This window comes from Thiocapsa marina 5811 (assembly GCF_000223985.1).
In the GTDB taxonomy this organism is placed as follows: Bacteria; Pseudomonadota; Gammaproteobacteria; order Chromatiales; family Chromatiaceae; genus Thiocapsa; species Thiocapsa marina.
In genome coordinates, this window is sequence record NZ_AFWV01000010.1 from 250,632 (window position 1) to 263,112 (window position 12,481).

Genomic DNA, 12,481 nt, shown 5'->3' on the forward strand with positions numbered 1-12,481 from the left:
GACGCAACACGCATGAACGACAATGCTCGCACACCTTTGGCGCTTGCCTATCTGGTCAGCCAATACCCGGCGGCCTCGCACACCTTTATCCTGCGCGAGGTGCGCCGTCTGCGCGAGCTCGGCATCCGCATCGACGTCGCCTCGATCAACAGTCCGGATCGACCCGCCGAGTCCTTGGCCGAGGAAGAGCGCGAGGAGGCGGCGACGACCTATTTCGTCAAGGCGGACGGCCTGCGCGGGGCGCTGCGCGCGCATTGGGCCACCCTGCGCGCGCGTCCCGGCGACTATGCCAAGGGCCTGCTCTTTGCCCTCCGGCTCGGGGGCACGGACATCAAGCGATGGGTCTACAGCCTCTTCTACTTCGTGGAGGCCGTCATGATCGGCCACTGGCTGACCGGACGCGCCCTGGGCCATCTCCATGTCCATTTCGCGACCCCGGCCGCCACCGTGGGGCTGATCGCCGCACGCATCTTCCCGATCGGATTCTCGATGTCGGTCCACGGTCCGGACGAGTTCTATGACGCCCCCGGCTATCGCTTGACCGAAAAGATCGAGGGTGCCGCCTTCATCTGCTGCATCGGCTATTACTGTCGGAGCCAGCTCATGAAGCTCTCGACGCCCGCGCACTGGTCCAAGCTCGAGATCGCCCCGCTCGGGGTCGATCCAAGCGCCTTCAGCCCGCGGCCCTTTCGCGAGCACCCGTCGCCCTTTCAGATCCTGTGCGTCGGGCGTCTTGTGCCGGCCAAAGGGCAGCACATCCTCGTCGATGCGGTCGCGGCGTTGGTGCGCAAGGGTCATGACGTGTGCCTGCGCCTGGTCGGCGGCGGTCCCGACCGTGCGTCCCTCGAGGAGCAGGTGCGCCGGCTCGGGCTCGCAGAGCGCGTCGTCTTCGAAGGCGTCGTCAACCAGGACCGCATCCGTGCCATTTATGCCGAGGCGGACTGTTTTGCGCTCGCGAGCTTCGCCGAAGGCATCCCGGTCGTCCTGATGGAGGCAATGGCGATGGAGATCCCCTGCGTGACCACCTTCATTACGGGGCATCCCGAGCTGATCCGCGACGGGGTCGACGGCGTGCTGGTCGCACCCTCGGACGAGGCCGCGCTAGGCGAGGCGATCGCGGATCTGATCGCGGATCCGCAGCGTCGCCGCCAGCTCGGCGAGGCCGGACGGCGGCGGGTCATCGAAAAATATGACCTCGAGACCAACACCCGACGCTTGGCGGACATCTTGCAGCGCCGCCTGGGAGCGAGGCCATGACAGATCTCCGATTGCTCGGCGCCGCCGCACTTGCCGCACTGATCGCAGGAACCGGTGCCGCACGGAGCGACTCCGTGCTCGAGAGACCGACCGATCTGCGGATCCTCGCCGCACCTGTCTCGGTCGAGGCCATCGTCGAGGCCGTACCGCTGGTCCCGGATGTCGAGCGCATCGGGATGAATCTCGGTCATTCGACCTACTGGGGCGCGGAGCAGCTCCCGCGCAACATCCTCCGGAATCCAGGCTTCGAGGGCATCATCGACCGCGCTTTGGTCCGGGTCGCGTATGCCGATCAAGACAGGTTCAGCGACGATCAGACCTGGCTCGCACGCGAAGACGGCTTCTGGTCCGGCGCCACTTACGAGATCCTGACCGGTGCCGCGGCGGGTGCAAGCGGAACCCTCGTCGACTCACGCGCCGTGGGCAGCCGCGCGCTGCCCGAGCTGATTACCGACGGGCTCGACGATCGCCTCGCCCCCGGAGATATCGTTGCCTTGACCCGCATTCGCGACGATCTTCCGCCGTCCCACTGGTGGCTGCCCGACAGCACCAACGGACAGGTGCAAGTTGATCCCGCACGGATCGCCCCGGATAGCCCCGGCCGGCGCTCTTTGGCGCTCACGCCCTTGTCCGGCGCGACCTTGCGCCTCGCCAGCCATCTCGACACCATCGGCACGCGTGCCGGTAAGCTCTTGCCGGTCGAGGGGCCCTGGTTGTTCTCGCTCTGGATCCACGCCGAGACCGGCGATCCGCCGCGCGTGCGCATCTTCTTTCGGCGTCACGGCTCGGGAGCTTTTCTCGACGTAACACTGCGCCCGGAGCCGGGCTGGCAGCGCATCGAGCACACCTTCGACGCCGTCGACGCAGGACCGATCGGCGCGCTTGAGCTCGCCATCGAGGTCACCGGCCCGGGACAGGTGCATCTCGACGACGTCTGGCTTGGCCCGATCGCGACAGAAGACGAAACGGCCACGGAATCCGGCGGCCCCGCAATCCCGGGCGTGAACGCCTTCCGGCCCGAGGTCATCGCCGCCCTGCAGCAGCTGCGCCCCGGCTATCTGCGCGACTGGCAGAACCAGCTCGGCGACACGCTCGACAACCGCCTGGCCGTGCCACATGCCCGGCGTGCAAGCCGGTATCGACCCGGCAACGGTGCAGAGTTCAGCTATAGTCTGCCCGAGTTCTTCGATCTCAGCCGCAGCGTCGGGGCCAACCCCTGGCTGGTCATGCCCACGACCTTCACGACCGACGAGGCACGGCGTCTCGGCGCGTGGCTTGCCGAACGCATCGAGACCGACGGGTTCTCGGAGGTCCTGGTCGAATTCGGCAACGAGAACTGGAATTCCATCTTCCGCCCGGCCGGCATCCAAGACCCGGCTCACCATGGCGCCGCAGCCGACCGACTCTTCACGGCACTCGAAGACGGCGCCGGCAACCATCCTGCACTGCGCCGCGTCGTCAACGCCCAACACGCCAACCCCTACGCGGCGGGCAAGGTCGCCGCGGCCAGCACGAAGGCCGACATCCTCGCCGTCGCCCCCTATATGCTCTCGCGCCTGGATGCGGTCGATGGGGATCGGGCGCTCGAGCTGCTGTTCGAGGACGACGGCGGACGCCTGGAGGAGATCACCGGACGGCAACCCGCCGAGCAGGAGTTGGCCGTCTACGAGGTCAATCTGCATACGACCCGGGGCGACATCGCCGCAGACGACCGCGCCGCGATCGTCACGGGCGCCGCCTCCGGACCCGCCTTGGCCAAGCGGTTGCTCGAGGCGATGGCCCTTGGCGCGCGGCGCCAGTGCGTCTATACGCTCGCCGGCTTCGACACGCGGCTCGAGGGCAACGCGGGTCTGGTCCCGCTGTTCGGCGTCACGCGCGACCTGACCCGCAGCGATCGACTGCGCCCGACCGGATGGGCGATCGCCTTGCTCAATCAGGTCATCGGCGGCGATCTCCACCGTGCATCCATGACCGAGGAGGATACCGGATTGCACGTCGCCACCTTCCGAGGCGCGCAGGGCTGGTCGGTCGCCATCGTCTCGGATGCCCCCGAGCCCCGACGCCTGACGCTGCGCTTCCCGGACACGCAAAGCCCGAGACCGACGGGCGGGTACGTCCTCGATGCCTCCGAGCCGTTCAAAGGCAACGAGACCGTGGACGAGGTTCGACCGCAACCCCTCGCCGTTCGGTCGCTCGGCAAAACGCGGATTCGGGTCACCGTTCCGGCTTACAGCCTGGTCGTCCTGGGACCGGCGGAGGTGCTGCCATGACGCACGACGCGCTTGTCTGGCCCTGGATGCTGCTCGGCATCCTGCTTGCCCTGCCGAGCCTGCCCGGCACCATCGAGCTGCTGCTGCTGACGCTCGGCGGAATCCTCCCGCCGCGGCGCGAAGACGAAGCGGACCGCACAGTGCCGATCGAACGGATCGCCGTCCTGGTCCCGGCCCATGACGAGGCCGAGGGGATAGCGCAGACCGTCGCCTCGTTGCGTGCCTGCGACCCGGGCGATGCGGGTTTCGAGGTCGTCGTCATCGCCGACAACTGCACCGACGCGACCGCCGAGCTCGCGCGCTCGGCCGGGGCGCGTGTGTTGGAGCGCCGGGACCCGCAGCGCAGAGGCAAAGGCTATGCGCTCGACTTCGCCTTCCGCAGCTTGCTGAAGGAACCCTTCGATGGCTTTATCGTGGTCGATGCCGATACGCGGGTCGAGCTGAATCTGGTCACCGAGCTGCGACGACTGATGCGCCGCGGTGCCGCAGCGATCCAATGCTGCTATCGGCTCGACAATCCGGAGCATAGCCTGCGCGCGCGCCTCCGCGGCATTGCATGGATGGCGTTCAACGTGCTTCGCCTGCGCGGGCGCGAGCGCTGGAGACTCTCTGTCGGCTTACTCGGGAACGGCTTCGGGCTGACCCGCGAGACCCTGCTGAAAGAGCCTTACGAGGCGACCAGCGTCGTTGAGGACATGGAGTACCATTTGCGCTTGGTCGCCGCCGGTCGGCGCGTGGTCTTTGCCGCGAACACGGGGGTTTGGTCGGATGCGCCCTACACTCGAGAGGCCGGTGCCGGCCAGCGCGCGCGCTGGGAGGGCGGTCGCTTCAGGATGATTCTCGACTGGACCCCGATCCTGCTGCGCCGCGTCCTCTCCGGCGAGCGTCGTCTGATCGAGCCGTTGCTCGAGCTGCTGTTGCTGCCGTTGGCCTTTCATGTGTTGTTGCTGCTTGCGGCCTTGCTGCCGCCCTTTGGCCCCACCAGGACCTATGCGCTTTTGGGCCTCGCCTTGGTCGCCGTGCATGTCTTGGCGGCGATTCGCATCGGGGGCGGCGGTTGGCGCGATCTGCTCGCCTTGGCGAGCGCACCCTTCTACATCCTTTGGAAGCTCACCATCCTGCGCGCCATCGGACGGGCCTCCCGAACCGATGCCGCTTGGGTACGAACCGAGCGCAACGAAACCGAGCAGAAGGATTAAGGGGGAGCCATGCCGATGTCCGATTCAAGCGTACCCGATGTCTCGGTCGTCATCGTCTCTTTCAATACGCGCGACCTGCTCGTGGAATGCATCGAGACCCTGATCGCCGAGGCCGGCGCAGTCAGCTATGAGATCATCGTGGTCGACAACGCCTCGCGCGACGGCTCGGCCGACCGGATCGCCGAGCGTTTCCCGCAGGCGACCCTGATCCGCAGCGCGACCAATCTCGGCTTCGCGGCGGCCAACAACCTCGGGTTCAAATCGGCCCGCGGGCGTTATCTGGTCCTGCTCAACTCGGACGCCTTCCTCGAACCGGGCGCGCTGGAGCGCGCGGTGCGCTACATGGATGCGGACCCCGGGATCGGTCTGGGCGGGGCGCGACTGATCGGGCGAGACGGCGAATGGCAGCCCTCGGCCCGGATGTTTCCGTCCTTGCTCATCGAGCTCCTGACCCTCTCCGGGCTGGCGGCACGCTTCCCGCGCAGCCGCTTCTTCGGGCGATTCGACCGCACCTGGGCAGACCCGATGGAACCGGCAGACGTCGACTGGGTCCCCGGTGCCTTCTCGATCGTCCGCCGCGACCTGCTGGCCCGCATCGGCGATTTCGACGAGGCGTTCTTTCTCTACTACGAGGAGGTCGATCTGTGCCGCCGGATCCGTGCGGCGGGCCTGCGGATTCGCTTTTGGCCGGATGTGGTGGTGGTCCATATCGGCGGCGAGTCCTCGCGCACCCATGGCGACCTGGACATGAGCGCGGCCGGCAAGGGCGCGCAGCTCACGCTCTGGCGGATGCGCAGCGGCCTGCTCTACTATCGCAAGCACCATGGCTGGCTCGGGGCTTGGGCGGTGCGTCAACTGGAGGCCGGCTGGCACCGGGTGCGCGCCTGGCGCAACCGCGGCGGCGACCCGCAGCGCGAAGCCAAGCGCGCCGAGTCGCTGGCGATCGTCGCCCTGCTCGATCGGGCCTGGCGCGAGACTGCGGGTGGTCGTCACTCGCCGCCGAGACCCTGGTAAGCATCGAGTCTGGAGCACGCCATGTTCGACAACATCCGTGAAGACTGGCACACGTACGAACGCGACTGGGCGCGCCAAGGGCTCTGGGTGATGCTCGTCTATCGCTTCGGGCGTTGGCGCTACGGGATCGAGAACCGCGTTCTGCGCTGGCCGTTCTCGTTCCTCTACAAGCTCCTCAAGGTGCTCTCGCAGATCATGACCGGGATCGACCTGCCCTGCGAGGTGCGGCTCGGCCGGCGCTTCCTGATCGAGCATTTCGGCGGCCTCATCATCAGCGGGGATGCCGTCTTCGGTGACGATTGCGTGGTGCGCAACGGGGTGACGGTCGGCCTGCGTCATCGCGGGGTGCGCGGGGCACCGGTGATCGGCGACCGGGTCGACATCGGGGCCGGCGCCAAGGTGCTCGGCCCGATCCGCATCGGCAACGATGTCGCCATCGGGGCCAACGCCGTGGTGATTCATGACGTCCCCGACGGCTGTCTCGCGGTCGGGGTTCCGGCCCGGATCATTTCCAGAGGCAAGGCGACATCGACCCACGCCGCGGCCGGTGCGGCGATCTCGTCCGGAAACGACTCACACGCCGATGTCGGGGCGTCTGCATCATGAAACGCAAGTCCGACCTGGAAATCCCCGGTCCGCTCGGCCGCCGGCAGCGACCGTGGCGCGCACTCTGGCTGCGGAGTCTCTTGCCGCCGCTCACCGTCCTCGGGGTTGTCCTCTCGCGGGTACTCGACCTGATGCTCGCGCTGGTGCTCATGGCGATTCTCGCTCCGTTGCTGTTGTTGCGCGGCGCGGTGGCCCAGGCAAGCACGGGGCGGATCTTCGATCGCGAGCCTTTGGTCGGTCGCTTCCGCGCACCCTTCGAGCGGCTTTACTTCGCCGGCCCGGCGCCGGGGCGCGGTCTCGCGGTGCTGCTCAATATCTTGCGCGGGGACTTGGCCGTCGCCGGACCACGTCCCTTAAGCGCGCGCGAGACGGCGCAGGTCGATGTCGATGCGGCCGTGCGCTTCACGGTCAGACCCGGTGTCTTCTCGCCCTATCGACTCAAAAGTCGCACCGGCGTGGCCTATGCGCCGGAGGCACAGATCGACCGTGATTATGCCTACGGGCAGAGCGCGCGAGGCGATGCCGGCCTAGTGGTGCGCTCCTTGATCGGAGAGGTTCTCGGCGGAGGCGAGGCACCTACGCCGCCCATCCTCGAGTTCTTCGGTGTCCCGATCGTCAACACCACCATGCCCGAGGCGGTGGACTGGATCGCGGCTCATGCCGTCGGCGGGGATCCCGCGTTGCTGGCCTTCGTCAACCCGGATTGCCTCAACATCGCCTATATCGATGCCGAGTACCGCCGGATCCTTCTGGGTGCCGCGCGCGTGCTGCCCGACGGGATCGGAATCCATATCGGCTGTCGGATGCTCGGGGTCGCCCTGCAAGCCAACGTCAACGGCACCGACCTCTTCCCGCAGCTGTGCGAGCGGGCCGCTCGAACCGGGCTCGGGCTGTTCCTGCTCGGCGCGCGCCCGGGGATCGCCGAAGCGGTCGCGGCCAACATGCAGGCACAGTTTCCGGGTCTGCGCATCGACGGTGTTCAAGACGGCTATTTCGACCCGGCCGAGGAGGACGCCGTCATCGACAGGATCAACGCCTCGGGCGCCGCGATCCTGCTGGTCGCCTTCGGGGTGCCGCGTCAGGAGACGTGGCTCGCGCGCAACCATGCGCGCTTGAGGCCGCCGGTGCGCATGGGTGTCGGCGGTCTCTTCGACTTCTACTCGGGCCGCATCTCCCGGGCGCCGGTGTGGATGCGCGAGATCGGGCTCGAATGGACCTGGCGGCTGATTCAGGAGCCGGGCCGAATGTGGCGACGCTATGTAATCGGCAACCCCTTGTTCCTTTACCGCGTCTGGCGACAGGCGCGAGGCGGGGAGACATCATGACGAGCAGCGACGAACGACCGAGCCAAACCTCGATGGAAGAGCTGCTGCTGCGCCGCTACAGCCGCGCGGGTCAGTCGGCCTGGCTGATTCGACTGCGCATCGGCGCGAAGCGGTTCGCGTGGGTGGCGGTCGTACGCTCGGCCTATCTGCTCAAGCGCGCACTGGATATCATGCTCGCAGGCCCCTTGTTCATCCTGCTGTTGCCGATCTTCGGACTGCTGGTGCTGGCAATCCGGCTCGAATCACCAGGGCCTGCGCTTTTTAAGCAGACACGCGTCGGGCGCTGGGGTCAGATCTTCACCATGTACAAGTTCCGCTCCATGTACATGGACGCGGAGGCGCGCAAGGTCGAGCTGCTGGCCGAGAACGAGATGTCCGGCGGGGTCACCTTCAAGATGCAGCGCGACCCGCGCATTACCCGCATCGGCCGGTTCATCCGCAAGGCATCGATCGACGAGCTGCCGCAGTTGTGGAACGTGATCAAGGGGGACATGTCGCTGGTCGGCCCGCGACCGCCGGTCCCGGCGGAGGTCGACGAATATTCGCTCTCCGATCGGCGGCGCCTGGAGGTCACGCCCGGCATCACCTGCATTTGGCAGGTCTCGGGGCGATCCGATATCCCCTTCCCCGAGCAGGTCGAGCTGGATGTCCGCTATATCGAGTCCCAGTCGCTGCTGACCGACCTGAAACTTCTCTGGCAGACGGTGCCTGCCGTGTTGTTCGGGCGGGGTGCCTACTAAACCGCGTCCAGAGCGAGATGCTGACTTTCGAGTGAGTTCGACGTTTGGTGCATGCACGGCCCTTAGCGGAGACGCGCTTTAAAATGATAGATTTTTTAATATTTTAAATCGCGCCGGCTCCGAAAATTGTCGGAGCCGGCGCGACCAATCCAATCCAACATACGACGCATATCGCGTCGGGCGCGGTTTAATACAGTCTCGGACATGACACGTACCCGTCTCGCGCCGGCACGACGTCGACAAGGTCGACGATCGTCGCAGCGGACGCCTTTCAGAGCCTCTCGAATTCTTTCTCTTGGGTGATCGATATGGACCAGGCCATCCTCTTTGCCGACCGTCTCGGCGCCGAGCTCGCACCGTTGACCGACCGCACCAGCATCGCGCTCTTGCCGGTCGCCGGCAAGCCGATGATCGAGCACGCCTTGGAGTCGCTTGCCAAGGCGGGTATCCGCCGGATTCTGGTCGTGGTCTCGCCCTTTGCCGACGAGATTCAGCGGGGCATCGGCGACGGAACACGCTGGGGCCTGCGCCTGACCTACACCCTGACTCGCGGCGAAGAGGATCCGACCGCAGTGGTCGAGCGACTCGGCACGCGCATCGATGGACCTCTCGTCGCGCTGCGCGGGGACCTGATCCACGGCTTCGATGTCGCCGCCTGGATCTCCGCAGCCGAAACGACTCCCGGCGATTGCGTCTGGGCCGATGCCGACGGCGTATCCGCGGCCTGCGGGATCCATCGCGCCGGTTCGCTCGACCTGACCCCCTTGGCCTGGCCACCGACCGGTCGGGAGGGGGCCGCCCCGCAAACCGCCTGGATCCCCGTCGCGGCGGAGCAGGTGCGCACCGTGCAGAGTCTCGCCGAGTATCACCGGGTCAACCTGGATGCGGTCGCGAAACGCTTGCCCGGTCTCATCCTGCCCGGACGACAAGCCGCGTTGGGCTTGACCCTGGGGCGCGGATCGCGCGTCTCGCCGCGCTCGCTGAAACAAGGCGTCTGCCTGGTCGGTGCCCGCTGTCGGATCGCACCCGATGCCGAGCTGACGGGCGAGGTCGTGATCAGCGACGATGTCATCGTTGACCGGCGCGCGACCATCAACTCCAGCGTCATCCTGCCGCACACCTATGTCGGCGAGCTGGTGGAGATCACCAATGCGATCGTCAGTGCCAACACCATGATTCGGGTGGACTCGGGTGCCGTCCTTCAGGTGACGGATGCCTGTCTCTTAGCCGATCTCGAGCAGGCCACGCTGAGCGGCGGGATCGCCGACCCCGTCCACCGCGTGCTCGGAACCCTGGGCTTGATCCTGTCGCTCCCGCTGTGGCCGATCGCTGCGTTGGCCGCACTGCCGAATCGCGAGCGCGGATGGCTCGAGACGGTCTTGCTGCGCGGGAACAAACGCGAGGTCGATGCACTGGGTCAGATCAGGCGTCGCGACTTCGTTGCTCGGGAGTGGAACACGCGCGTACCGATTCTGCGCGGGCTCCCGCGCCTGCTCTCCGTGATCTCGGGCGACCTCAGACTTGTAGGGGTGACGCCGCTCTCCCCCGAGGTCTCGGACCGACTCCAGGAGGATTGGGAGCAAACCCGCGAGCAGGCCCCGGCGGGGTTGATCGGCCCGACCCAGCTCGAGGTGCCGGCCGATGCCCCGTTGGAGGAAAAACTCATGAGCGACGTCTTCTATGCCCGTCAGAGACGCGCCGGGCGTGATGTCGTCTACCTGCTCCAAGGACTGCTCGCCATCCTGCGACCGAGCAGCTGGCTCCCGGCGCCGCGGACCACGCCTTTCGACTAAGACGGTATCTCGGGCCGCGGTGTGGTCATCGACAGACAGGCGTAGTCGCCGTCCGCCTCGACGCTGCAGCTCGACATGATGGCCTTGATGATCCGGATGCCGCGGCCGCGCGACTCGCAATCGAGCGCGTCCAGTCCGTTCGGCAGATCGTCGAACCCGGTCGGCGTCCGCGCGATCAGCGCGGCATCGAGCGGCACGCCGCGTTGACAGACCCGCACACGCAGGCGTGCCGCATCCACGTCCACCAGCAGGCGAACCTCATGCCCGGTGCGATTGCCGTAGGCATGCTCGACGGCATTGACGAACGCCTCGTAGACACAGAGCTCGATACGCGCGATCTCGATATCGCCGAAACCCACGTCGGTGCAATATTCCCGAACCCGTGCCGCCGCCTCATGAACCGCTTCGAGATCGCTGTCGAAGAGCCAGGTCTCGGCACCTTTCGACCCGGGATCATCGCGCCGCGCCTCGATCGACGGCAACTCGATCGACTCGGGCAGGCTCGCAGCCGTCGATGCACCCACCTTACCCTTCTCGTCGCGATGCCCGCTCTTCATGCAAATGTCCTGTTCAACGAGCCAACATAGACGGCGAGTGTAACGGTTTCAGCATGATGCGTCTCGGTCATTGCGCACTCGGGATCGCCCTTCGTGTCGGCAACAAATCAGGTGGCGGTCACTGTCGATGACGCGACATCCAGATATGCCCTGCTCGAAGTTTCAGAATCTCGTCAGGCTCGTGTCGACCAGTGCCGGCTCTCCGGGCGTCACCTCCTTCGTCGTGTCTCGCCCGTGACACCGCGGAGCGGATGTCACGAGCAACGAATGTTTTGGGTGGCCGATCCTACGAGCGAGTCCGTCCGGGCTCGGCATGCGCTTAACAAAACTCAACAACTATCCCCCTTGTTTGACCCAGCGTCCATCAATCAACAGATACGTACCTGCGCCTCCGTTTTCTGCTGTGTAAGCGTCTCTAAATGCATTACTTCCATTAATCGCGCTTCCTTCCATCGTCACATCGCCCGGAATAGTCACGGACGTGATCTTATTTCCACTGAAGGCACCCCAGTCGATCCTTTTCAGCGTCTCAGGCAACACTATTTCCGTTAATTGATTGTTTTGAAAAGCCCGAGCATGGATCCGCTCGACTGCGCTTCCGTTTTGGAACGAAAACGACGTTAAGCCTTTTCCATTAAAGACATCTTGATAAATTTCAGTGATCTTTTTTCCGTCCAATGAGACCGGAATCATCACATTCTTGCTGGCTCCAGAATAAGATCCGCTTAATACACTATTCTCATAACCGGCGCGAAAGCCAAGGCCATCGTTAGATGAAATTATATAAGTGCCATTACGGCAATTACTGGGCACGTGCCGTGGAAGCCCTTGGCGGATTTCACAGTCCCAAGCGATTGCGCTGCCCGCCATGGTCGGCACTAATGCCAGCACCGGATCGACCGCCGCCCCTGTATTGCGCGTCCTCATCACGATGACACCTCCGTCCTCGATCTCGATCGCAGCCACGTACTGACCGGGGTCGGACAGAGCGTCATACCCACTTGTAGCCTGGCTGATGTCTTCAATCTGGCCGACTGCGGCGTTGGTGGCGACAGCCACCTTCGCAGCCGACCCCATACCCAGTGCTTCGCCGACTTTCGAGCGAATCGTATAGTCTTGATAGGCTGGAACGGCGATCGTCGCGAGGATACCGATCGCAGCAACGGTGACCATCAACTCGATTAGGCTAAATCCTTGCTGCGGATGAAAAGTATCGTGGTGCATCTGTGAACTGCTCCTGTTCTAATAGCAGGCGGATTCCGGCGACCTTGTGGCCGTAGACTGAGACAGGCTCAGAACGGCGGCCGATCTTGGACATCCACTCAAACCGAGATCTAGGGACGCCTGATCCCCGGTTATGCTCCATCTTTACAGACACAAAGAAAGGCAAAATTTGGGCCGCGTTGAGATCCCGGGGCGTTGACCCATTCGCCGATGCAAGCACCTTTGTTTTCACGGTGCCGGCCGCTGCACTCGAAGGCATCTAAACCGCGTCCAGAGCGATGTGCGTCATTTCTATGTAGTATCGGGCTCGAGGATCTTTACGACCTTTGGAGTGACGCGGTTTAGAATTTAATATTTAGTGCTCGACCGAAAACCCCGTTTTTTCCCGCCCCGGCACCTCGCCCTGAATGGCGGGCCGGGGCCAGCGTATTCAATCGAGCCGCATTCGATGCGGATTCGTGGAATTAAACCGGATTAATGCGAATGACTCGCATCA

10 protein-coding genes are annotated in these 12,481 nt (G+C 65.0%); 8 read left to right on the plus strand and 2 right to left on the minus strand.

What is annotated here, in order from left to right:
* Positions 1-12: 12 nt before the first annotated feature.
* The 8 genes from THIMADRAFT_RS15990 to THIMADRAFT_RS16025 all read left to right on the plus strand — a co-directional run bounded on the left by THIMADRAFT_RS15990 (position 13) and on the right by THIMADRAFT_RS16025 (position 10,204).
* On the plus strand, positions 13-1,257 hold the full coding sequence (locus THIMADRAFT_RS15990) for a glycosyltransferase family 4 protein (protein ID WP_007194115.1): 1,245 nt from the start codon (positions 13-15) through the stop codon (positions 1,255-1,257).
* Positions 1,254-3,527 carry a hypothetical protein gene (locus THIMADRAFT_RS15995; protein WP_007194116.1) on the plus strand — a complete coding sequence of 758 codons (2,274 nt, stop codon included), beginning with the start codon at positions 1,254-1,256 and terminating at the stop codon, positions 3,525-3,527. The genes THIMADRAFT_RS15990 and THIMADRAFT_RS15995 overlap by 4 nt, the downstream gene beginning before the upstream one ends.
* Positions 3,524-4,726 (plus strand): glycosyltransferase family 2 protein, encoded by a 1,203-nt coding sequence (locus THIMADRAFT_RS16000; RefSeq protein ID WP_007194117.1) that lies wholly within the window; start codon positions 3,524-3,526, stop codon positions 4,724-4,726. The genes THIMADRAFT_RS15995 and THIMADRAFT_RS16000 overlap by 4 nt, the downstream gene beginning before the upstream one ends.
* Before the next feature lie 15 nt (positions 4,727-4,741).
* Positions 4,742-5,740: a glycosyltransferase family 2 protein gene (locus THIMADRAFT_RS16005; protein ID WP_007194118.1), complete on the plus strand. Its 999-nt coding sequence runs from the start codon at positions 4,742-4,744 to the stop codon at positions 5,738-5,740.
* A 21-nt stretch (positions 5,741-5,761) separates the two neighbouring features.
* The gene (locus tag THIMADRAFT_RS16010) at positions 5,762-6,346 is read left to right on the plus strand and encodes a serine O-acetyltransferase (protein WP_007194119.1); all 585 of its coding nucleotides are present in this window, start codon (positions 5,762-5,764) and stop codon (positions 6,344-6,346) included.
* Positions 6,343-7,671: a WecB/TagA/CpsF family glycosyltransferase gene (locus THIMADRAFT_RS16015; protein ID WP_007194120.1), complete on the plus strand. Its 1,329-nt coding sequence runs from the start codon at positions 6,343-6,345 to the stop codon at positions 7,669-7,671. Before THIMADRAFT_RS16010 ends, THIMADRAFT_RS16015 begins: the two co-directional genes overlap by 4 nt.
* Entirely contained in the window at positions 7,668-8,411 is a 744-nt protein-coding gene (locus THIMADRAFT_RS16020; protein WP_007194121.1) for a sugar transferase, read from the plus strand. Before THIMADRAFT_RS16015 ends, THIMADRAFT_RS16020 begins: the two co-directional genes overlap by 4 nt.
* 308 nt (positions 8,412-8,719) lie before the next feature.
* On the plus strand, positions 8,720-10,204 hold the full coding sequence (locus THIMADRAFT_RS16025) for a nucleotidyltransferase family protein (protein ID WP_007194122.1): 1,485 nt from the start codon (positions 8,720-8,722) through the stop codon (positions 10,202-10,204).
* Here the strand turns inward: THIMADRAFT_RS16025 and THIMADRAFT_RS16030 are convergent.
* Both THIMADRAFT_RS16030 and THIMADRAFT_RS28410 read right to left on the minus strand, forming a co-directional pair.
* Positions 10,201-10,761 carry an ATP-binding protein gene (locus THIMADRAFT_RS16030; RefSeq protein WP_007194123.1) on the minus strand — a complete coding sequence of 187 codons (561 nt, stop codon included), beginning with the start codon at positions 10,759-10,761 and terminating at the stop codon, positions 10,201-10,203. The genes THIMADRAFT_RS16025 and THIMADRAFT_RS16030 overlap by 4 nt on opposite strands.
* Before the next feature lie 336 nt (positions 10,762-11,097).
* On the minus strand, positions 11,098-11,985 hold the full coding sequence (locus tag THIMADRAFT_RS28410) for a leucine-rich repeat protein (RefSeq protein ID WP_007194124.1): 888 nt from the start codon (positions 11,983-11,985) through the stop codon (positions 11,098-11,100).
* Between the last annotated feature and the right edge of the window lie 496 nt (positions 11,986-12,481).